The sequence below is a fragment of the Herbaspirillum sp. CAH-3 genome (genome assembly GCF_009668275.1).
In the GTDB taxonomy this organism is placed as follows: domain Bacteria; phylum Pseudomonadota; class Gammaproteobacteria; order Burkholderiales; family Burkholderiaceae_D; genus Herbaspirillum; species Herbaspirillum aquaticum.
In genome coordinates this window covers 40,642-61,893 of the sequence record NZ_VSWE01000010.1, presented here as the reverse complement: position 1 = coordinate 61,893, position 21,252 = coordinate 40,642, and the positions used below count along the sequence as shown (strand labels likewise).

Below are 21,252 nucleotides of genomic sequence, written 5' to 3'. Positions count from 1 at the left end.
GCCGGCGATTATAGCCTACTTGATGCGTGTCAGTACAGGACGGCCACCCTTTTTCGGTGGTTCCGGATCATCGTCGCCCTTGTCGCTACCCTCGGCGGGCTTCTTTTCAGGTTCGGAAACAGGTACCGAAGACAGCACAGGCGCACTGCTTTCCTGCTCAGGAGCCTGCTGGGCCTCCTCGGCCGTGGCCGGCACGGGAGCTTCAAACGCCATGCCCTGGCCGTTTTCACGGGCGTAAATGGCGATCACGTTTTCCACAGGGATCAGGATATCGCGCGAAACACCACCAAAGCGGGCACTGAAGTGAATGTTGTCGTTCTCCATCTTCAAGCCGCTGGTGGCCTCGAAGCTGATGTTGAGGACGATTTCGCCATTCTTGACGAATTGCATCGGCACGCGGGTGCTGCTGTCGACGACCACGGCGATGTGCGGCGTGTAGCCATTGTCGGTGCACCACTCATAGATGGCGCGCAGCAGGTAAGGCTTGGTGGAGACTTCTGGCATGACTGGTGTGGTGTGCGATGCGCCGGTAATAACCGCATCTGCCGGCAAGGCCGGGGTGGAAAGCAATCTGAACTTCCGGGAACTGCACCCCCGCCCAGGCGGCGGTGCAGCCGGTACTGCTTAACGGCGCATGACCTTTTCGGACGGGGTCAGCGCTTCGATGTAGGCAGGACGCGAGAAGATGCGCTCGGCATACTTCATCAGCGGCGCCGCCGTCTTGGACAGCTCGATGCCATAGTGATCCAGGCGCCACAGCAACGGGGCCAGGGCCACGTCCAGCATGGAAAACTCGTCGCCCAGCATGTACTTGTTCTTCAGGAACAGCGGTGCCAGCTGGGTCAGGCGGTCACGGATCTCGTGGCGGGCCTTTTCCTGGTTCTTCTCGGCAGCCTTGGACTTTTCATTTTCCAGGGTGTGCACGTGAACGAACAATTCCTTCTCGAAGTTGAACAGCATCAGGCGCGCACGCGCACGCATGAGCGGATCGGCCGGCATCAGCTGCGGGTGCGGGAAACGCTCATCGATGTACTCATTGATGATGTTCGATTCGTACAAGACGAGGTCACGCTCCACCAGGATGGGCACCTGGCCATACGGGTTCATGACCGAGATGTCTTCCGGCTTATTGAAGAGGTCAACGTCGCGGATCTCGAAATCCATGCCCTTTTCGAACAGGACAAGGCGGCAACGTTGCGAAAATGGGCAGGTCGTGCCCGAGTAGAGAACCATCATTTTTTCAGAGCCCTAAAAACAAAAGGGGGGCGAGACGCATAACGCTCACCCCGATACGCAATTCCGCAAAAACTGCGCGGATACGTGATTGTACGTTTTTACTTGATGTTCTTCCAATAGGACGCGTTCAAACGCCACGCCAATACCGAGAAGATTCCCAGGAACAACAACACCCAGACACCCAGCCGCTTGCGCGTATTCTGCGCCGGCTCGCCCATCCATTGCAAATAGGCAACGAGATCGGCGACATTGTTGTCATACTCCGCCGCGCTCATCTTGCCCGGCTTGACTTGCTCGAAGCCGGCAAACTTGTGGATGGTCTTGTTCGCGTCGTGAGGATCCTTCTCTTCGACGAACTTGGCCTTGCGGATACCTTGCAATTCCCACAACACGTGCGGCATGCCGACGTTGGGGAAGAGCATGTTGTTCCAGCCGGTGGGGCGGCTGTCGTCCGTATAATAACTGCGCAGGTAGGTATAAATCCAGTCCGGACCGCTGCCGGCCTCCGATGCCTTGGCCCGGGCGATCACCGACAGGTCCGGCGGCGTTGCGCCAAACCAGGCCTTGGCGTCCTGCGGCGACATCGAGATCTTCATCAGGTCGCCGACCTTCTCCCCACTGAACAAGAGGTTGTTCTTGATCTGGTCTTCGGTCAGGCCGATGTCGCGCAGGCGGTTGTAACGCATGGCCGAGGCGGAGTGGCAGTTCAGGCAATAGTTGACGAACAGCTTGGCCCCGTTTTGCAGCGAGGAAACATCCTTGGTACGGTCCGGGGCATGATCCAGCGGGAAGCCCCCTTCGTTGGCGCAGGCCAGCGCCGGCAGCAAGGCCAGCGCGGCAATCACTTTCTTGAGCAATGTCATGTTCTTGTCCTTTGGCGGCTGGCTTAGTGCGGATGGTAGACGACGCGCTCGGGCACCGACTTGAAGGTACCGGCAGCACTCCACCAGGGCATCAGCAGGAAGAAGCCGAGGTAGATGAAGCTGCACACCTGCGAGACGGTGGTGCCGATGGCCGTCGGCGGTTGCACGCCGAGGTAGCCAAGGATGACGAAGGCGATGGCAAAGACCAGGTACACGTACTTGTGCCAGCTGGGACGATAGCGGATGGACTTGACCTGCGAATGATCCAGCCACGGCAAGCCGCCCAGGATCACCACCGACAGGCCCATCAGGACCACGCCCCAGAACTTGGCATCAAACACCAGCATGCCGGCGATGATGGCCAGGCCGATCACGATGGCCACGATCTTCATCTTGGCCGTCAGGCGCGACTTGAACACCAGCAGGGCGACATAGCACGCCACCCCGGCAATGAGCCAGCCCATGAAGTCCGCCGTGGTCGCACGCAGGATCGAGTAGAACGGCGTGAAGTACCAGACCGGTGCAATGTGCGGCGGGGTCTTGAGCGAATCGGCCGGGATGAAGTTGTTGTACTCCAGGAAGTAGCCGCCCATTTCCGGCGCGAAGAACACCACGGCCGAAAACACCAGCAGGAAGATCGAGACACCGAAGATGTCATGCACCGTGTAATACGGATGGAAAGGCACGCCATCCAGCGGCACGCCACGATCATCGGTCTTTTCCTTGATTTCCACGCCGTCCGGGTTGTTGGAACCCACTTCGTGCAGCGCGATGATGTGCGCAGCCACCAGCCCGATGAGCACCAGCGGAATGGCGATGACGTGGAAGGAGAAGAAGCGGTTCAGCGTGGCGTCGGAAACGACATAGTCACCGCGAATGAGCAGCGACAGGTCCGGGCCGATGAAGGGAATGGCGCCGAAAAGGTTCACGATCACCTGTGCGCCCCAATAGGACATCTGCCCCCAGGGCAGCAGGTAACCGAAGAAAGCTTCACCCATCAGGCAGAGGAAGATCCCCACGCCGAACAGCCACACCAGTTCGCGCGGCTTGCGGTAGGAGCCATACAGCAGGCCCCGCACCATGTGAAGATAAACCACGATGAAGAAGGCCGAAGCGCCGGTGGAGTGCATATAGCGCACCAGCCAGCCCCAGGGCACATCACGCATGATGTATTCGACCGAGGCGAAGGCCAGGTTGGCGTCCGGCTTGTAGTGCATCACCAGGAAGATGCCGGTGACGATCTGGATCACCAGCACCAGCAGTGCCAGCGAGCCGAAGATGTACCAGAAGTTGAAGTTCTTCGGGGCGTAGTATTCGGAGAGGTGGGCTTTCCAGGTGGCCGTCAGCGGAAAGCGCGAATCGACCCAGTTCAGGGCCTTGGCTGCTACCGGCGCATCGTCCGGCAGCTTCTTTTCGTGAAATGCTCCCATGATCAGGCCTCCCCTTTCTCGTCCTTGCCGATGACGAGCTTGTTATCGCCTTCAAACATGTAGCGCGGGACTTGCAGGTTGTCCGGCGCCGGCTTGTTCTTGTACACGCGGCCGGCCAGGTCGAAGGTCGAGCCGTGGCAGGGGCACAGGAAGCCGCCATGCCAGTCGTCCGGCAGCGAGGGCTGCGGGCCGCTCTGGAAGCGGGAACTGGGGGAGCAGCCGAGGTGCGGGCAGATGCCGACCACGACCAGGATGTCCTTGCGCAGCGAACGCCACTCATTGAGGGCGTAATCGGGCGTTTCGGAGAAATCGGTGCGCTTGGAATTGGGATCGGCCACCTCGCCATCGGTCTTCTTGAGGGACTCGATCATTTCGGGGGTGCGCTTGAGAATCCAGACCGGCTTGCCGCGCCACTCAACGGTGCGCATTTCACCGGGAGCCAGTGAAGAAATATCCACTTCCACCGGTGCGCCTGCTGCCTTGGCGCGTTCAGAAGGTTGCAGGGTGGAGACGAATGCTCCAGCGGTGGCCAAACCCGCTACACCTCCGGCCGCACAAGTCGCAACAAGCAAACCTCGTCGACTCGCGTCGACCTGATTCTCGTCAGTCATAAAGACCCCAATCTCCAAATGTAAGTTAGCGTGGACCTTCTAAGTGACCCTCATGCAACTTTTTGATTATATATAAGCTGAATAGGGTTTTGTAGCTAACGGCCGGTATGGTACAGGCTTGCGAAAATGAACATTTGACGCAGCGCAACCCCTTGTCAATCTGCTCTCGTTCTCAGTTTTTTTGCAGTGCGGCGTCAGTGCTTGTCCGATTTACTTTTGCTGCCGGGCAGGATATAACCCGTTGTAAGCCCGCCTCATGTTTAAACAGCAACTTTCAAAGGAGAAACCAGGGATGAGCATGCTCAAGGATTTTCGCGCCTTCGCGATCAAGGGAAACGTGGTCGACCTGGCCGTCGGTGTCATCATCGGCGGGGCCTTCGGCAAGATCGTCAGCTCCCTGGTCGAGGATATCATCATGCCCATCGTCGGCAAGATCTTCGGCGGCCTGGATTTCGCCAACTACTACCTGCCCCTGAACGGCCAAGCCTATGGCCTGCCCCTGGCGGAAGCCAAGAAGGCCGGCGCAGTCTTCGCCTACGGCAACTTCCTGACCATCTTCATCAACTTCCTGATCCTGGCCTTCATCATCTTCCAGATGGTGCGTGCCATCAACAAGGCGCGCGACCTGGCGTCCAAGCATGAAGAAGCCGCACCGGCTGCGCCGGCACCAACGCCGGAAGACGTGCTGTTGCTGCGTGAAATCCGCGATTCGCTCAAGAAGCAGGCCTGACGCCCATCCTGCCCAAGAATGCTTCACTTGCCTCACACGGCAAGTGAAGCAGCATGCATAGCAGCCCCGCCTCTCACACGGGGTTGTCGATATCGATGAAGCGATGCTCGATACCGAAGTGGCTGGCCACGTGCTCCCCCAGCGCCTGGATGCCATAGCGCTCGGTGGCGTGGTGACCGGCGGCCAGATAGACGGTGCCGGTCTCGCGTGCGAGGTGCACGGTCGGTTCTGAAATCTCGCCGCTGATGTAGGCGGTGGCACCGGCTTCAATGGCGTCGCCCAGCATGCCGTGCGCCGCACCGGTACACCAGGCGACCTGCCCGATGGCCTGCTGCGGATCGCCGATGAGCAGGGGCATGCGTCCCAGGCGTTTTTCGATCAGCATCGCCAGGTCCGCGGCCGTCTTGACGGAGGGTGCATGGCAGCGCCCGAGCCAGCCGATGTCGTTCTCACCGAAGCGGCCAGTGGCGTCAAAGTCGAGTCGCTTGGCCAGTTGCGCGTTGTTGCCCAGTTCCGCATGGGAATCCAGCGGCAGGTGATAGCCGAACAGATTGATGTCATGCCCCAGCAGCAGCTTCAGGCGCCGCTGCTTCTGTCCGATCACGCGCATGTCTTCACCGCGCCAGAAGTAACCATGATGGACCAGGATGGCATCGGCCTGCCATTCCACTGCCGCCTCGATCAGGGCCAGGCTGGCCGTGACGCCGCTGACCACGCGCCCAATGGTGGCGCGCCCTTCCACCTGCAAGCCGTTTGGGCAATAATCGCGATATTGCGCCGCGTTAAGGGTCTGCCCCAGATAGACTGCGAACTCGTTTCTGCTAATGTGGCGGGTCATCTCTTCCTCATCCGATCAGATTTTCAATCCAAATACCAAGAATTCTTTTATGCGACGTTTATGGCTGTTGTTTGCCCAGACCGTGACAGTGGGTCTGGCGGTGTGGTTCATTGTAGCGACCTTGAAGCCGGACTGGCTGTCCGGATCCTTCACTTCGCGTGCACGCCCTGCCCAGTCCACCATCCAGATGCAGGAAGCCACACCCGCCGCGCCCGCCCTGGACTCCTATCGCCATGCCGCGCGCCAGGCCATGCCCTCGGTGGTCAATATCTTCACCACGACCGAAGCGCGACCGCAGAAGAGCCCCTTCCAGAACGATCCGTTCTTCCGCAAGTTCTTCGGCGACCAGTTCGACGAACAGCAGCAGGATGACAAGCAATCCAGCCTCGGTTCGGGCGTGATCGTCAGCCCGCAAGGCTACATCCTCACCAACAACCACGTGGTGGAAGCCGCCGACAAGATCGAAGTGGCCCTGGCCGACGGCCGCAAGGCCAGTGCCAAGGTGGTCGGCATCGATCCCGAGACGGACCTGGCGGTCATCAAGATCGACCTGCCGAACCTGCCGGCCATCACCCTGGGCCATCCGGAAAACAGCTCGGTGGGCGACGTCGTGCTGGCCATCGGCAACCCCTTCGGCGTGGGCCAGACGGTGACCATGGGCATCGTCTCGGCGCTGGGCCGCAATCACCTGGGCATCAATACCTTCGAGAACTTCATCCAGACCGATGCCGCCATCAATCCCGGCAACTCGGGTGGTGCGCTGGTCGATACCAATGGCAACCTGCTGGGCATCAACACGGCCATCTATTCCCGCACCGGCGGCAACCTGGGGATCGGCTTTGCAATCCCGATGTCCACCGCCAAGACCGTGATGGAAGCCATCATCAGCCACGGCCAGGTGGTGCGCGGCTGGATCGGGGTGGAACCGCAGGACATCACGCCGGAGCTGGCCGAGAGTTTCGGCCTGGGCAAGAAGACCGGCGCCATCATCGCCGGCGTGCTCAAGGGCGGTCCGGCTGACCGCGCGGGCATGCGTCCGGGCGACATCCTGGTGAGCATCGACGACAAGCCGGTGGCCGATACCACCGAGATGCTCAACGTCATCGCGCAATTGACGCCGGGCCAGCAGATCGCCATGACGGTGCTGCGCAAGGCACAGGAAACCAAGCTGAACATCACCGTGGGCAAGCGTCCGCCGCCGCCCAAGAACGATGATGCCGACGAAGAATGAGCCAGGAGAGCCCGATCCATGCATGTGCGTGACCTGATCCAGTTCCTCGGGGAACTGTCCGAAAACAACAACCGCGCCTGGTTCGTCATGAACAAGCCGCGCTATGACATCCTGCGCGAGGAATTCCTGGCGTTGACCATCAAGCTCATCGCCGAGATCAGCAAGTTCGATCCGGCCATCGCGGGCTGCAATCCGAAGAAGGCGCTGTTCCGCATCAACCGCGACATGCGCTTCTCGCATGACAAGCGCCCGTACAAGACCCACTTCTCGGCGGCCATCACTGCCAGCGGATTGAAGAAGCCCAGCCAGGGCGGTGGTCCGGCTTACTACTTCCACATCAATGAAGCGGGACAACTGCTCATCGCCGGCGGCGAATACCTGCCGCCGACGCCGCGCCTGCGCGCCATCCGCAATCGCGTGGTGGAGGATGCAGCGGGCTTCACCAAGATGCGCAAGAACAAGAAGCTTGTTGCGAGATATTGCGACCTGCAGGAAGAAGGCAAACTGCAGCGCCCGCCCAAGGGCTTCGATCCGGACACCCCCAATATCGAGTATGTGAAGCTCAAGAGCTTCATCGTCTGGACCGAAGAAGACATCCGCAAGAAGATTCCGGCCGACCTTGGAAAGCAGGTGCTGGAAGGCTTCAAGGATGCCTATCCGCTGGTGCAATGGCTGCGCGAAATTCCGCTGGTGACCATGGAAGAGTGAAGGTTTCATCCGGCAGCCTCTGCTGACGCCAGAAACAACAAAGCCCGCTCATCATCGAGCGGGCTTTGTTTATTCGGGAGTCGCCAGGCTTATTCGGTAGGCACGGAACTGCCAGGTTCCGCATCCGGTGCACGCGTGGCACGCTCGAAGATCGGTGCCACCAGCAGGCCCACTTCGTAGAGCAGTACCAGCGGCACGGCCAGCATCAGCTGGCTCATCACGTCCGGCGGCGTGACGACGGCGGCGATGATGAAGGCACCGACGATCACGTAGGGACGGATCTGCTTCAACTTGGCCAGCGGCACCAGGCCCATGCGCACCAGCACGATCACGATCACCGGCACCTCGAAGGTCACGCCGAAAGCCACGAACATGGTCAGCACGAAGTCGACGTAGCTGTCGATGTCCGGTGCCACCGAGACCGACTTGGGCGCAAAGTTGTTGATGAACGGGAAGACCACGCCAAAGACGAAGAAGTAGCAGAACGCCACCCCGGCCACGAACAGCAGCGAGGACGAGATCACCAGCGGCGCGATCAGGCGCTTCTCGTGCGCATACAGGCCGGGCGCCACGAAGGCCCACAGCTGGTACAGCACCCAGGGCAAGGAGATCAGCACGGCCACCAGCATGGTGACCTTGATGGGGATCAGGAAGGGGGTGATCACGCCGGTGGCGATCATCTTGCTGCCGGCGGGCAGCGCATGGATCATCGGCGCGGCCAGCACGTCGAAGATGTGGGCCGCGAACGGCATCAGGCAGAGGAACACCACCAGCACCACCGCGGCCGCCTTGACGATACGGCTGCGCAATTCGATCAGGTGCGAGATGAAGGTGTCTTCGGCCTGGGTGTTTTCTTCAGCCATGGGGTCGGAATTCTGATGAAGTGAGACGCGCTGCGCCAAATTAGAAGAAACCTGCCGACTTGCCCACACCGACCGGACGGCGATACTTGGCCACCCGTGCCGAGGCCGAGATCACGCGGGTCTTGTGGCCGCTCTGGTGCTTGTACCAGGCCGGCACGCCGGTGGTGCGCGAGAGCTTCTTGCGGCGGAAGGCCTTGGCCTTGATCGCATGCAGGGAGGGGTCGGGCGTGCGGGTCCAGCTGTTGCCGGCACTGCTGCTGTCGGACACCGGGGAATCGTCGCCGCCGTTCCAGGCGTCATTGATCGACGCTTCCGTATCGGACATGCTTTTGTGAATGCTGTTGCTGACGTCGCTGGCGGCGTCCTGCACATCCTTGTGCATCTTGCGCAGCTCGTCGAGCTCCATCTCGCGGCTGACTTCCGACTTGACGTCGTTGATGTAGCGCTGGGCGCGGCCGAACAGGGTGCCGGCCATGCGCGCCACCTTGGGCAGGCGCTCGGGGCCGATCACGACCAGCGCGACCACGCCGATCAAGGCCAGCTTGGTAAGGCCGATATCAATCATGAGTCTGTGTGGACATTAAGAGGACAACGCGGGCGCGCCATGCGCTTGAAGACGGGAGTGCCCGCTGCAAATCATGATGCGGGCCCATGCATGCCCGCCAGGAGGGCTGGCGGGCGGCCTGATCAGCTGCCGGACTTGTCCTTTTCCTTGGCCTGCACGTCAATGGCCGGGTCCTTCTTGGCCGGATCTTCCTCGCCACCCTTGACGCCATCCTTGAAGCCCTTGACTGCCTTGCCCAGGTCGGAACCCATGTTGCCGAGCTTCTTGGTGCCGAAGACCAGCATCACGATCACCAGAACAATCAGCCAATGCCAAATACTGAACGAACCCATTCTCTTCTCCTAAGCGGACATCCCTGCCCTGTGTACAAGTGAAACCTGCCAGCCCCCGGGCCGGCGAATCCTTATTGTTGCACGAACCGTACCCGCCAGGGATGCGGGCCGCCAATCACGTGCATGTGCAGATGGTACACCTCCTGGCCACCATCCGGTCCGGTGTTGACCAAGGTCTTGAAACCGCCGGTGGGCTTGCCTTCGGCGTCAACCCCATAACCGCAGCCCTGCTCGGCCGCCAGGCGCGGCGCCAGGGCCAGCATCTTGCCCAGCAAGGCGGCATGCTGCTCACCGCAATCGGCCAGCGTTGCCACATGCTGGCGCGGAACGATCAGGAAATGCACCGGCGCGGCCGGGTTGATGTCGTGGAAGGCGATCAGGTCCTCGTCCTCGTAGATCTTCTTCGAGGGAATCTGGCCTGCTGCGATCTTGCAGAAAATACAATTATCCAACGCCGTACTCCTGGGAAACAAGGGGATGGGGAAGTGCGCAGGACGTTCAGTCCTTGCGGGCAGCCTTTTCTTCCAGGCCCGAGAGGCCTTCGCGGCGCGCCAGTTCGTTGAGCACATCCTGCGGGCTCAGCTCGAACTGCGCCAGCAGGACCATGGAATGGAACCACAGGTCAGCGCACTCGTAGAGCACCTTGGACTTGTCGCCCGAGACGCGGGCATCCTTGGCGGCCATCACCGTTTCGGTGGCTTCCTCGCCGATCTTCTTGAGGATGGCGTCATCGCCCTTGGAGAACAGCTTGGCGACGTAGGATTTCTCGGGATTGCCGCCGTTGGCCAGCTTGCGCGACTCGATGACGTCGGCCAGTCGCTTCAGGGTTTCACTCATGATGGGGTCTTGTCGCTGTCCACGGGCTTGGGGATCGTCTTGCGCACGCGCTTGGGCTTGGCAGCCGGCTCAGCGGCCGCTGCGGTCGCGGGACCGCCACCGGCGCCGGGCGGCAGATCCTTCAGGACCGGCTCCACCGTGACCCATTCGCCGCTGTCGGCGCTGCCTTCGAATTTCTGGAAGAAGCAGGAATGACGGCCGGTATGGCAGGCAATCCCGGCCACCTGCTCGACCTTGAGCAACACCACATCTTCGTCGCAGTCCAGGCGGATTTCGTGCACTTTCTGGAAATGACCCGATTCTTCACCTTTGTGCCAGAGCTTCTTGCGCGAGCGGCTCCAGTAGACCGCCTGGCCGATCTCCACGGTGCGCGCCAGCGCCTCGCGGTTCATCCAGGCGAACATCAGCACATCATTGGATCCGACTTCCTGGGCGATCACCGGCACCAGGCCGACTTCGTCCCATTTGACCTTGTTGAGCCATTTGGCGCTGATGCTCATGCCAGCCTCATGGAAATGTTCTGGTCGGCCATGAAGCGCTTGGCTTCCTGCACGGTGTGCTGGCCATAGTGGAAGATGCTGGCGGCCAGCACCGCATCGGCCTTGCCCTTGGTGATGCCGTCGGCCAGGTCCTGCAGGCCGCCCACGCCACCCGAAGCAATCACGGGGATGCTGACCGCTTCCGAGACCGACCGGGTCAGGTCGAGGTCGAAGCCGCTCTTGGTGCCGTCACGGTCCATGCTGGTCAGCAGGATCTCGCCCGCACCCAGCTGCGCCATCTTGCGCGCCCATTCGACCGCATCCAGGCCAGTGGCCTTGCGCCCGCCGTGGGTGTAGACCTCCCACTTGCCGTCGCCGGCACGCTTGGCGTCGATGGCCACCACGATACATTGCGAGCCATATTTGTTGGCGGCATCGGCCACCAGCTGCGGATTGGTCACGGCCGAGGTATTGATGCCGACCTTGTCGGCGCCGGCGTTGAGCAGGCGACGCACATCTTCCACCGCGCGCACGCCCCCACCCACCGTCAGGGGGATGAAGACCTGCGAGGCTACGGCTTCGATGATGTCCAGGATCAGGTCGCGGCCATCGGAGGACGCGGTGATGTCGAGGAAGGTCAGCTCATCGGCACCCTGCTCATCGTAGCGGCGCGCGATCTCGACCGGATCGCCGGCATCGCGCAGCTCCAGGAAGTTGACGCCCTTGACCACGCGACCCGCGGTCACGTCCAGGCAAGGGATGATGCGTTTTGCAAGGGCCATGTTATTTGCTGCCGGACAGGCGGTTGGCTTCCAGTTCGCGCGTCAGTTCATCCGCACGATCCTGGCCGCTGCGCAGGTCCAGCGTTCCTTCGTAGATGGAGCGGCCGCAGATGACGGCTTCGATGCCTTCATCCTCGACCCGGCACAGCGCCTCGACGTCGCCCACATGGTGCACGCCGCCGGAGGCGATGATGGGAATGGTCACGGCCTGGGCCAGGCGCACCGTGGCCTCGATGTTGACGCCGCCCATCATGCCGTCGCGGCCGATGTCGGTGTAGACGATGGCTTCGCAGCCATAGCCTTCGAACTTCTGCGCCAGGTCCACCACTTCGTGGCCGGACAGCTTGCTCCAGCCATCGGTGGCAACCTTGCCGTCCTTGGCATCCAGGCCCACGATGATCTGGCCGGGGAAAGCGCTGCAGGCGTCATGCAGGAAGCCGGGATTCTTCACCGCGGCGGTGCCGATGATGATGTAGGAGAGGCCGTCGTCCAGGTAGCGTTCGATGGTGTCCAGGTCGCGGATGCCGCCACCGAGTTGCACCGGGATTTCCTCGACGTCGTTCTCTTCGGCGAAGCTGGCGACCGCCTTCAAGATGGCCTTGACCGCCGCCTCGTTCTTGGGCTTGCCGGCGAAGGCACCGTTGAGGTCCACCAGGTGCAGGCGGCGCGCGCCCTGCTTGAGCCAGTGCAGGGCCATTTCCGCCGGATCTTCGGAGAAAACGGTGGCTTGGTCCATATCACCTTGTTTGAGGCGTACGCAATGACCGTCTTTCAGGTCGATGGCGGGTATGAGCAGCATGGCTAGGGGATGACTAGTCAGTAAAAAAGAAGGGTTGGCGACGGTCTGCGGCGAGGTTCTTGCCTGAAAGGCAAAAAATCAAGGTTTCCAGTGTACGAAATTCCGATACAGCTGCAAACCCGCCGAGGCACTTTTTTCCGGGTGGAACTGGGTTGCAAAGATATTATCGCGGGCCACGGCACAGGCGAAGTCACGGCCATAGGGAGTCTGCCCAACGATCTGCGACGATTCGGCCGGGACGGCGTAATAGCTGTGGACAAAATAGAAGAAGGCGTTATCGGCGATCCCTTCCCACAGCGGATGGGCGCTGGTCTGGTGCACATGGTTCCAGCCCATCTGCGGCACCTTGAACAGCGATCCATCATCCTGGCGCACGCCTTCGAGCTCGAAGCGTACGACCTTGCCGGGCAACAGGCCCAGGCCGGGCGTGTCGCCTTCTTCACTCCAGTCGAACAGCATCTGCTCGCCCACGCACACACCGAACAGCGGCTTGGTACGGGACGCTTCCAGGACCGCATCCTGCACGCCCGATTCACGCAGGCTGCGCATGCAATCGGGCATGGCACCCTGGCCGGGCAGGACCACGCGGTCGGCGGCGCGGATATCGGCGACCTCGCCGGAGATGCGCACGTCGGCTTCAGGCGCGACATGGCGCAGCGCCTGCGCCACCGAGCGCAGGTTGCCCATGCCGTAATCGACTACAACAATTTTATTCATGGCGACATTGAACGGCGCTCGCGCGCCGGAAAACCCAGATGAGTTAGCGATACCCTGCGTTTTACAGGCTGCCCTTGGTGGACGGAATCGTACCCGCAGCGCGCGGATCGAGTTCCACGGCCATGCGCAGCGCGCGGCCGAAGGCCTTGAACACGGTTTCGGCCTGGTGGTGGGCATTCACGCCACGCAGGTTGTCCACGTGCAGGGTCACCTGCGCATGATTGACGAAACCGTGGAAGAACTCGCTGGTCAGGTCCACATCGAAGGAACCGATCATCGAGCGGGTAAAGGGAATGTGGTATTCCAGGCCGGGACGGCCGGAGAAATCGATCACCACGCGCGACAGGGCTTCGTCCAGCGGCACGTAGGCGTGGCCGTAGCGGCGGATGCCCTTCTTGTCGCCGATGGCCTTGGCAAACGCCATGCCCAGGGTGATGCCCACGTCTTCCACCGTATGGTGCGCGTCGATGTGCAGGTCGCCCTTGGCGTGGATGTCCAGGTCGATCAGGCCGTGGCGGGCGATCTGGTCCAGCATGTGATCCAGGAAGGGCACGCCGGTATCCAGCTTCTGCTGGCCGGTGCCATCCAGGTTGATCGCAACGCGGATCTGCGTCTCGTTGGTATTGCGGACGACTTCGGCGGTTCTCGGTGTAGACATGGTCGGGGTTGGACGGGGTTCTATCGTTGGTAATGCGTGATGCCTGCTTGCCTGCGGTGGACCTTCAAACCTTCACTGCTCGCGCAGTGCATCTTTCAGGGCCGTCAGGAAGATGGCGTTTTCTTCATCCGTGCTGACGGTAATGCGCAAACAGTTTTGCAGCAATACGTGCATTCTACCGGCATTTTTGACAAGTACCCTGCGCGCCAGCAAGGCGGCGCAGACTTTATCGGCATCCGGGACGCGGATCAGGCTGAAATTGGCCGCCGAAGGGAACACCTCCACCCCCTCCAGCGCCGCCAGTTCGGCCGCCAGCACGCTGCGCGCCTCACGCAGCTGCGCCGCCTGCGCCTCCAGTACCTGCAGGTGCTCCAGCACGAACAGCGCCGCGGTTTCGGTGAGCATGTTGATGTTGTAGGGCGGACGTACCTTGTCCAATTCGCGCAACAGCGCCGGGGCCGCCGACAGGTAGCCCAGGCGGATGCCCGCCAGCCCCAGCTTGGAGACGGTGCGCATCACCACCAGGTTGTTGTGCTGCGGCAATGCCGGCATGAGCGTGGAGGCGGCAAAAGGCTGGTAGGCCTCGTCCACCACCACCAGGCCATAGGGCGCGGCCGCTTCGATGATGCGCAGCACGTCGGCCATCGGATAGAGCGTGCCGGTCGGATTGTTGGGATAGCCCAGCCAGGTGATGACCGGCTTGTGCGCCTCGATGGCCCCCAGCATCGCGGGCAGGTCCAGCGTCAGGTCCGCACGCAATGGCACGCCCACATAATCCAGCCCGGCCATTTTTGCGGAGACGCCATACATGACGAAGCCCGGTTCCGGCGCCAGGATGGTCCGCCCCGGGATGGCACAGGCCACCGAGAGCATGGTGATGAGCTCATCCGAACCATTGCCCAGCAGGACGTCATAGCCCGCAGGCACACCCAGTTGCGCGCAGATGGCGGCTTTGAGGCGGGTATAGGACGGCACCGGATAGCGGTTCAGTTCCAGTGCGGCCAGCCGCTGCGCCAGTTCCTCACGCAAGGCCGGTGGCAGCAGGTAGGGATTTTCCATGGCATCGAGCTTGACCATCCCGTCGGCCGATGGCACGTGATAGGACTGCCAGCCGCGCACCAGCGGGCGGATCACGTTGGCTACCAGCTCGTCCACGGTCTCAGGCTTGGAGGGATTCATCATCTAGGCTCGCAGGCGCCGGCGCATCGAGAGCGTCGAGACGCTGGCGGATCAGTTCGCAATAATCGGGATTGAGTTCAAACCCGGTGAAGTGGCGCCCGCAACGGCGCGCTGCCACGGCCGTGGTGCCGCTGCCCATGAAGGGATCGAGCACCACGCCGCCGGGCGGGCATGAGGCTTTGACCATGCGCTCCACCACTTCCAGGGGTTTTTGCGTGGGATGGTCGGCGCGCTCTTTATGTTCGCGATGCAGGCGGGAGACGCTCCACACATCCTTGGGGTTGTAGCCCATTTCCAGCCACTTGGCCCCGACGAAGATGGAGCGTGAACGCGCCTTCTTGGTCTGGGCATCGTAGGGAATGCGGATGGCATCGAGATCAAAGAAATAATCCTTGGCCCGCGCGAAGAAACCGATGGTGTCATGCACCGAGGAATAGCGCCGGGTGCTGCCGCCCATGGAGGGCACGCGGCGATCCCAGATGATCTCGTTGACCATGGTCATGCGCTGCTTGAGCATCACGAAGATTTCCGGCGAATTGCGCCAGGTCAGGAAAATATAGAGACTGCCATTGGGCTTCAACTTGGGCAGCGCGGCATCGATCCACTGTTCTGTCCACGACAGGTAAGCAGCGGTATCGAGCTTGTCGGAATCGTTGCCGTAATCCTTGCCCAGCCCATAGGGCGGATCGGCGATCATCAGGTCGATGCTGCCATCGGGAATGCGCGCCAGGCCAGCGGTGGCCGAGAGCGCATCCTCGCAGAATACGCGGTCCAGCCAGCCGGCACCTGCGAGGGAGTCGGTGGCGGCGGTCATCATGTCACTTCCTGAGCCGCAGTTCGGCCGAGCGGGCGTGGGCCTGCAAGCCTTCACCGTAGGCCAGCTCGGCGGCGATCTTGCCCAGCGTCTGCGCGCCCTCTTCCGAGACGCGGATGATGCTCGAACGCTTCTGGAAGTCATACACGCCCAGCGGCGAGGAGAAGCGTGCCGTGCGCGAAGTTGGCAGCACGTGGTTGGGACCGGCGCAGTAGTCGCCCAGCGATTCGGAGGAGAAGCGCCCCAGGAACATGGCACCGGCGTGACGGATCCGGTCCGCCCACTGCTGCGGCTCCTGGGCGGAGATCTCCAGGTGCTCGGCGGCGATCATGTTGGCGATCTCGCAGGCTTCTTCCATGTCGCGCACCTTGACCAGGGCGCCCCGGTCGGTGAGCGACGTGCGGATCACGTCCTTGCGCGGCATGTCTTCCAGCAGCCGGTTTATCGAGGCTTCCACCTTGGCGATGTAATCCGCATCCGGGCACAGCAGGATGGATTGCGCCAGCTCGTCGTGCTCGGCTTGCGAGAACAGGTCCATGGCGATCCAGTCGGGATCGGTGGCGCCATCGCAGATCACCAGGATCTCCGAAGGTCCGGCGATCATGTCGATGCCGACCACGCCAAACACGCGGCGCTTGGCGGCGGCCACGTAGGCATTGCCGGGCCCGACGATCTTGTCCACCTGCGGGATGGTGGCGGTGCCATAGGCCAGCGCACCCACGGCTTGCGCACCACCGATGGTGAAGACACGGTCCACGCCGGCAATGGCGGCTGCGGCCAGCACCAGTTCATTCTTCACGCCATCCGGGGTCGGCACGACCATGATGACTTCCTGCACACCGGCCACCTTGGCCGGAATAGCATTCATCAATACCGACGAAGGATAGGCGGCCTTGCCGCCCGGCACGTAGATGCCCACGCGATCCAGCGGCGTGACCTTCTGGCCCAGTTCGGTGCCATCGGCTTCGCGATACAGGAAACCATCCGAGCCGCATTCCTTCTTCTGGCGCTCGTGATAAGCGCGCACGCGGTCGGCGGCGGTCTGCAGCGCATGGCGGCGTGCCTCGGGCAGGCCGGCCAGTGCGGCTTGCAGGGCATCCTTGCCGATTTCCAGGCCAGCCACGGAAGCGGCCTGCAGGCGGTCGAAGCGCTGGGTGTATTCCAGTACGGCGACATCGCCGCGCGCCTTCACGTCGGCCAGGATGGTCGCTGCAGCGCGATCGATGGCCTCATCTTCACTGGCTTCAAAGGCCAGCACGGCCGACAGCTTTTCACGGAAGCCGGCTTCGGCGGAATCGAGTTTTCGGATGGCAATGCTCATGGTCTCACCTGCTCTGCGAAGATATCTGGGGTCGTGGGATTACTTGGCCTTGGAGGCCTTCTCGAAGGCATCGAGAATCGGCTGCAGGCGCTCGCGCTTCAACTTCAGCGCAGCCTGGTTCACCACCAGGCGCGAAGAGATGTCGATGATGTGCTCGACTTCCACCAGCTTGTTGGCACGCAGCGTACCACCGGTGCTGACCAGGTCGACGATGGCGTCCGACAGGCCCACCAGCGGGCCCAGTTCCATCGAGCCATACAGCTTGATCAGGTCCACGTGCACGCCCTTGGCGGCGAAGTGCTCGCGCGCGGTGTTGACGTACTTGGTCACCACGCGCAGGCGCGCACCCTGGCGCACCGCATTGGCGTAGTCGAAACCTTCCTGCACCGCCACCGACAGGCGGCATTTGGCGATGTTGAGGTCGATGGGCTGGTACAGGCCTTCACCGCCGTGTTCCATCAGCACATCCTTGCCGGCCACGCCGAAATCGGCCGCGCCGTATTGCACGTAGGTCGGCACGTCCGAGGCGCGCACGATGATGACGCGCACGTCGGGGTCATTGGTCGGCAGGATCAGCTTGCGCGAAGATTCGGGATCCTCGGCCACGGTGATGCCGGCAGCCTTGAGCAGCGGCAGGGTCTCTTCGAAGATACGGCCCTTGGACAGCGCCAGCGTCAGTTGTTGGGTCATGATGGTGTGCGTTTTCTGGGGTCCGTCAATTACTTGATGCGTTCAATATCGGCACCGATGGCCGACAGCTTGGCTTCCATGCGGTCATAGCCGCGGTCGAGGTGGTAGATGCGCTCCACCACGGTCTCGCCTTGCGCAGCCAGGCCGGCGATGACCAGCGAGGCCGAAGCGCGCAGGTCGGTCGCCATCACGGGTGCACCGAGGAATTTTTCCACGCCGCTGACGATGGCGGTATTGCCTTCCACATCGATGGCCGCACCCAGGCGATTCAATTCCTGGACGTGCATGAAGCGGTTCTCGAAAATCGTTTCGGTGACGTGGCTGGTGCCTTCGGCCAGGCAGTTCAAGGCCATGAACTGCGCCTGCATGTCAGTCGGGAAGCCCGGATATTCGGTGGTACGGAAGCTCACCGCCTTGGGACGCCGCGCCATCTGGATACGGATCCAGTCTTCACCTGAAGTGAGGATGGCACCGGCATCGCGCAGCTTGTCCATGGCGGCATCCAGCAATCCGGCGCGGGTGCGGTGCAGGGTCACGTCGCCGCCGGTGGCCGCGACAGCGCACAGGAAAGTGCCGGTCTCGATACGGTCGGCGATGACTTCGTGCTCGGCGCCGTGCAGCTTCTCCACCCCCTGGATCACCAGGCGGTCGGTACCGATGCCTTCAATCTTGGCGCCCATCTTCACCAGCAGGTGGGCCAGGTCGCCCACTTCCGGCTCGCGCGCGGCGTTTTCCAGCACGGTTTCACCATCGGCCAGGGCGGCGGCCATCAAGAGGTTCTCGGTGCCGGTCACGGTGATCATGTCGGTGACGATGCGCGCGCCCTTCAGGCGCTTGGCCTTGGCATGGATGTAGCCGGCCTCGATGTGAATTTCCGCGCCCATCGCCTGCAGTCCCTTGATGTGCTGGTCCACCGGACGTGAACCGATAGCGCAACCGCCGGGCAGCGATACCTTGGCCTGGCCGAAGCGCGCCAGCAAGGGGCCCAGCACCAGGATCGAGGCACGCATGGTCTTGACCAGCTCATACGGCGCTTCCGGGCGGGTGATGTCGTTGCCGTTCAGGACCAGCTGCTCGCCGTTCTCGCGCACGCGCAGGCCCATCTGGCTCATCAGCTTGGTAATGGTGACCACGTCCTGCAGGTGCGGCACATTGGAGAGCACCAGGTCGCCATCGGTGAGCAGGCCTGCGCACAGGATGGGCAGGGCGGCGTTCTTGGCACCGGAAATGGTGACGTCACCGGAGAGGCGCTTGCCGCCACGGATCAAAAGCTTGTCCATCGTGTTGCCTTATTTCTGGAATTCTTCGGGGGTCAGGGTCTTCATCGACAAGGCATGGATTTCTTCACGCATGCGGTCGCCCAGGGCGGCATAGACCAGCTGATGGCGCTGGATCAGGCGCTTGCCGGCGAAAGCCTCGGCGACGATGACGGCGGTGAAGTGCTGGCCATCACCCTCCACTTCCAGGTGCTGGCAGTCGAGGCCGGCGGCGATATAGCTTTTGACGAGTTCAGGTGTGGGTAGCATGTTGAGGCTCTTCACGGGAATGGGGGAGATGGCGGGGCGCGGCGTATTCAATGCGAACCTGCGCGCAGCTTGTAGCCGCTCTTGAGCATGCGTACGGCCAGGGTCGACAGCGCCACGAAGAACACGGCGACGATACCGAGGCTGGTCATGGGGGGAATGTCGGACTGGCCGAAGAAGCCGTAGCGAAAACCGTCGATCATATAAAAAAACGGGTTGAAATGCGATACCGCCTGCCAGAACGGGGGCAGCGAGTGTATCGAATAGAACACGCCGGCCAGGAAGGTCAGCGGCACGATCAGGAAATTCTGGAACGCCGCCAGCTGGTCGAACTTCTCGGCCCAGATGCCGGCGATCAAACCCATGGTGCCCAGGATGCCGGCGCCGAGGAGAGCGAACACCAGGATCCACAGGGGCGCCACGAAGTCCAGGTGGCCGAACCAGACGGTCACCACAAAGACACCGGCACCGACCATCAGGCCGCGCACCACGGCCGCCAGCACGTAGCCGCCGAACAGCTCCCAGTGCGACAGCGGGGTCAGCAGCACGAACACCAGGTTGCCGGTGATCTTGGACTGGATCAGCGAGGACGAGCTGTTGGCAAAGGCATTCTGCAGCACGCTCATCATCACCAGGCCCGGCACCAGGAAGCCGGTGTAGTTCACGCCCGGATAGACCTGCACGCGGTCCTGCAGCACGTGGCCGAAAATCAGCAGGTACAGCAGGGCCGTGACGATGGGTGCCGTGATGGTCTGGGTGGCGACCTTCCAGAAACGCAGGATTTCCTTGTAGAACAGGGTACGGAAACCGATCATTTTTCATCTCCCATGATCTGGATGAAGACGTCTTCCAGGTCGGCCTGCTGCAATTGCAGATCGTCGATCTCCGCGCCCGAGGCGCGCAGCGTGGCCAGGATGGGTTCGACTTCCTTGTAGTCATTCACGCGCAGCGTGTATTTGTTGGCGGCATTGCCGGCCAGCAGCTCTTCGGGATGGGTGACCAGCGCCTTCAAGCCATCGGGCAGGCTGCCGCGCTTCAGGCGCAGCACCATCTGCGAACCGGAGATGCGGCGGATCAGCGCATCGGTCGAATCCAGCGCCACCACCTTGCCGAATTTGAGCATGGCAATACGATTGCACAGGGCCTGGGCTTCTTCCAGGTAGTGCGTGGTCAGCACGATGGTATGCCCCTCGCGGTTGAGGCGGCCGATGAACTGCCACAGGGTCTGGCGCAGTTCCACGTCCACCCCGGCAGTCGGTTCATCGAGCACGATGACCGGCGGCTTGTGCACCAGCGCCTGGGCCACCAGCACGCGCCGCTTCATGCCGCCGGAGAGCGCGCGCATGTTGGTATCGGCCTTGTTGGTGAGGTCGAGGTTTTCCATGACCTCGTCGATCCACTTGTCATTGTTGGTCAGGCCGAAATAGCCGGACTGCATGCGCAAGGTCTCGCGCACGGTGAAGAAGGGATCGAAGACCAGTTCCTGCGGTACCACGCCCAGGTTCATGCGGGCCCCGCGATAGTCGCTGACCACGTCATGTCCGTGAATGGTGACCGAACCGGAATCGGCCCGGTTGAGGCCCGCGATGATGGAGATCAACGTGGTCTTGCCGGCGCCGTTGGGGCCGAGCAGACCGAAGAATTCACCTTCTTCGATTGCCAGCGACACGCCACCCAGCGCCTGCAGGGACTGGTAGCGCTTCTTGATGTCTGTGATTTGGAGAGCGGCCATTGCCTCGCCCGTTCAATACGTTACTTGCCTGAAAGAAATAAGGAGCCAGGAGTTCCACCAGGGAATCCGCTGTCCGCCTCGCCTTGGCCGCGCCACTCCCAACAGGGGAAGCATGGGGCGCAGTCATGTTGTCGTTGTGCTATGAAATAGCCGGAAAGTCTTGCTGATGTCGACGGGCGGGAGAGTACCTGGCGGAAACGGAATCCGCGTGCCAACGCCGCCAGCGCGCCTGCAAAACCTTCGATTATAGGGGAATTCGATATTCCGGGCCGCCGCAGCACAGGCTTCCCGGTACCCGGGAGCCCGGGCCGCAA

General features: G+C 61.9%; 27 protein-coding genes. 3 read left to right on the top strand and 24 right to left on the bottom strand.

Features of this window, described 5'->3' with window-relative positions; all coding sequences use genetic code 11:
* Positions 1-15: 15 nt before the first annotated feature.
* The 5 genes from FYB76_RS14150 to petA all read right to left on the bottom strand — a co-directional run bounded on the left by FYB76_RS14150 (position 16) and on the right by petA (position 4,140).
* On the bottom strand, positions 16-504 hold the full coding sequence (locus FYB76_RS14150) for a ClpXP protease specificity-enhancing factor (RefSeq protein ID WP_088756896.1): 489 nt from the start codon (positions 502-504) through the stop codon (positions 16-18).
* A 120-nt stretch (positions 505-624) separates the two neighbouring features.
* Positions 625-1,236: a glutathione S-transferase N-terminal domain-containing protein gene (locus FYB76_RS14145; RefSeq protein WP_017453790.1), complete on the bottom strand. Its 612-nt coding sequence runs from the start codon at positions 1,234-1,236 to the stop codon at positions 625-627.
* Positions 1,237-1,334: 98 nt separating this feature from the next.
* Positions 1,335-2,099, bottom strand: coding sequence for a cytochrome c1 (locus FYB76_RS14140; protein WP_034330805.1), 765 nt, complete (start codon positions 2,097-2,099; stop codon positions 1,335-1,337).
* A 23-nt stretch (positions 2,100-2,122) separates the two neighbouring features.
* Positions 2,123-3,529 carry a cytochrome bc complex cytochrome b subunit gene (locus FYB76_RS14135; RefSeq protein WP_154134048.1) on the bottom strand — a complete coding sequence of 469 codons (1,407 nt, stop codon included), beginning with the start codon at positions 3,527-3,529 and terminating at the stop codon, positions 2,123-2,125.
* Between the two features lie 2 nt (positions 3,530-3,531).
* Positions 3,532-4,140 (bottom strand): ubiquinol-cytochrome c reductase iron-sulfur subunit, encoded by a 609-nt coding sequence (gene petA, locus FYB76_RS14130; protein ID WP_034330802.1) that lies wholly within the window; start codon positions 4,138-4,140, stop codon positions 3,532-3,534.
* A 292-nt stretch (positions 4,141-4,432) separates the two neighbouring features.
* Between petA and mscL the strand changes: the two genes are divergently transcribed.
* Positions 4,433-4,870 carry a large conductance mechanosensitive channel protein MscL gene (gene mscL, locus FYB76_RS14125; protein ID WP_088756894.1) on the top strand — a complete coding sequence of 146 codons (438 nt, stop codon included), beginning with the start codon at positions 4,433-4,435 and terminating at the stop codon, positions 4,868-4,870.
* A gap of 73 nt (positions 4,871-4,943) precedes the next feature.
* Here the strand turns inward: mscL and FYB76_RS14120 are convergent, their stop codons facing one another.
* Positions 4,944-5,708 (bottom strand): Nif3-like dinuclear metal center hexameric protein, encoded by a 765-nt coding sequence (locus FYB76_RS14120; protein ID WP_154134046.1) that lies wholly within the window; start codon positions 5,706-5,708, stop codon positions 4,944-4,946.
* A gap of 49 nt (positions 5,709-5,757) precedes the next feature.
* On the opposite strand from FYB76_RS14120, the gene FYB76_RS14115 reads away from it, so the two are divergent.
* Positions 5,758-6,939: a Do family serine endopeptidase gene (locus FYB76_RS14115; protein ID WP_034330798.1), complete on the top strand. Its 1,182-nt coding sequence runs from the start codon at positions 5,758-5,760 to the stop codon at positions 6,937-6,939.
* An 18-nt stretch (positions 6,940-6,957) separates the two neighbouring features.
* Positions 6,958-7,647, top strand: a complete 690-nt coding sequence (locus FYB76_RS14110) for a DUF2461 domain-containing protein (RefSeq protein ID WP_154134045.1) — start codon at positions 6,958-6,960, stop codon at positions 7,645-7,647.
* Between the two features lie 89 nt (positions 7,648-7,736).
* Here FYB76_RS14110 and tatC read toward each other — a convergent pair whose 3' ends face one another.
* From tatC to FYB76_RS14020, 18 genes are all read right to left on the bottom strand, one after another.
* Positions 7,737-8,510 carry a twin-arginine translocase subunit TatC gene (gene tatC / locus FYB76_RS14105; protein ID WP_034330794.1) on the bottom strand — a complete coding sequence of 258 codons (774 nt, stop codon included), beginning with the start codon at positions 8,508-8,510 and terminating at the stop codon, positions 7,737-7,739.
* A gap of 40 nt (positions 8,511-8,550) precedes the next feature.
* Entirely contained in the window at positions 8,551-9,075 is a 525-nt protein-coding gene (gene tatB, locus FYB76_RS14100; protein WP_154134043.1) for a Sec-independent protein translocase protein TatB, read from the bottom strand.
* Between the two features lie 122 nt (positions 9,076-9,197).
* Positions 9,198-9,407, bottom strand: a complete 210-nt coding sequence (tatA, locus tag FYB76_RS14095) for a Sec-independent protein translocase subunit TatA (protein ID WP_039783860.1) — start codon at positions 9,405-9,407, stop codon at positions 9,198-9,200.
* A gap of 71 nt (positions 9,408-9,478) precedes the next feature.
* Positions 9,479-9,859 (bottom strand): histidine triad nucleotide-binding protein, encoded by a 381-nt coding sequence (locus FYB76_RS14090; protein WP_034330788.1) that lies wholly within the window; start codon positions 9,857-9,859, stop codon positions 9,479-9,481.
* Positions 9,860-9,905: 46 nt separating this feature from the next.
* A complete protein-coding gene (locus FYB76_RS14085; RefSeq protein ID WP_008332436.1) occupies positions 9,906-10,244 on the bottom strand; it encodes a phosphoribosyl-ATP diphosphatase in 339 nt (112 codons plus the stop codon).
* A complete protein-coding gene (gene hisI, locus FYB76_RS14080; RefSeq protein WP_154134042.1) occupies positions 10,241-10,744 on the bottom strand; it encodes a phosphoribosyl-AMP cyclohydrolase in 504 nt (167 codons plus the stop codon). The genes FYB76_RS14085 and hisI overlap by 4 nt, the downstream gene beginning before the upstream one ends.
* A complete protein-coding gene (gene hisF / locus FYB76_RS14075; RefSeq protein ID WP_034330780.1) occupies positions 10,741-11,505 on the bottom strand; it encodes an imidazole glycerol phosphate synthase subunit HisF in 765 nt (254 codons plus the stop codon). The genes hisI and hisF overlap by 4 nt, the downstream gene beginning before the upstream one ends.
* A gap of 1 nt (position 11,506) precedes the next feature.
* On the bottom strand, positions 11,507-12,304 hold the full coding sequence (gene hisA, locus FYB76_RS14070) for a 1-(5-phosphoribosyl)-5-[(5-phosphoribosylamino)methylideneamino]imidazole-4-carboxamide isomerase (protein WP_034330777.1): 798 nt from the start codon (positions 12,302-12,304) through the stop codon (positions 11,507-11,509).
* Positions 12,305-12,382: 78 nt separating this feature from the next.
* The gene (hisH, locus tag FYB76_RS14065; protein ID WP_039783852.1) at positions 12,383-13,021 is read right to left on the bottom strand and encodes an imidazole glycerol phosphate synthase subunit HisH; all 639 of its coding nucleotides are present in this window, start codon (positions 13,019-13,021) and stop codon (positions 12,383-12,385) included.
* A 61-nt stretch (positions 13,022-13,082) separates the two neighbouring features.
* Entirely contained in the window at positions 13,083-13,679 is a 597-nt protein-coding gene (gene hisB / locus FYB76_RS14060) for an imidazoleglycerol-phosphate dehydratase HisB (protein WP_013235995.1), read from the bottom strand.
* Between the two features lie 72 nt (positions 13,680-13,751).
* The gene (gene hisC, locus FYB76_RS14055; RefSeq protein WP_154134160.1) at positions 13,752-14,858 is read right to left on the bottom strand and encodes a histidinol-phosphate transaminase; all 1,107 of its coding nucleotides are present in this window, start codon (positions 14,856-14,858) and stop codon (positions 13,752-13,754) included.
* Positions 14,839-15,675, bottom strand: coding sequence for a site-specific DNA-methyltransferase (locus tag FYB76_RS14050; protein WP_154134041.1), 837 nt, complete (start codon positions 15,673-15,675; stop codon positions 14,839-14,841). Before FYB76_RS14050 ends, hisC begins: the two co-directional genes overlap by 20 nt.
* A 1-nt stretch (position 15,676) precedes the next feature.
* Entirely contained in the window at positions 15,677-16,993 is a 1,317-nt protein-coding gene (hisD, locus tag FYB76_RS14045; protein ID WP_154134040.1) for a histidinol dehydrogenase, read from the bottom strand.
* 39 nt (positions 16,994-17,032) lie between these two features.
* On the bottom strand, positions 17,033-17,683 hold the full coding sequence (gene hisG / locus FYB76_RS14040) for an ATP phosphoribosyltransferase (RefSeq protein ID WP_008332468.1): 651 nt from the start codon (positions 17,681-17,683) through the stop codon (positions 17,033-17,035).
* Positions 17,684-17,712: 29 nt separating this feature from the next.
* Positions 17,713-18,963, bottom strand: coding sequence for a UDP-N-acetylglucosamine 1-carboxyvinyltransferase (gene murA / locus FYB76_RS14035; RefSeq protein WP_088756884.1), 1,251 nt, complete (start codon positions 18,961-18,963; stop codon positions 17,713-17,715).
* A gap of 9 nt (positions 18,964-18,972) precedes the next feature.
* Positions 18,973-19,209, bottom strand: coding sequence for a BolA family protein (locus FYB76_RS14030; RefSeq protein ID WP_017453768.1), 237 nt, complete (start codon positions 19,207-19,209; stop codon positions 18,973-18,975).
* 47 nt (positions 19,210-19,256) lie between these two features.
* Positions 19,257-20,021 (bottom strand): ABC transporter permease, encoded by a 765-nt coding sequence (locus FYB76_RS14025; protein ID WP_034330737.1) that lies wholly within the window; start codon positions 20,019-20,021, stop codon positions 19,257-19,259.
* The gene (locus FYB76_RS14020) at positions 20,018-20,938 is read right to left on the bottom strand and encodes an ABC transporter ATP-binding protein (protein WP_088756883.1); all 921 of its coding nucleotides are present in this window, start codon (positions 20,936-20,938) and stop codon (positions 20,018-20,020) included. Before FYB76_RS14020 ends, FYB76_RS14025 begins: the two co-directional genes overlap by 4 nt.
* Positions 20,939-21,252: the final 314 nt, after the last annotated feature.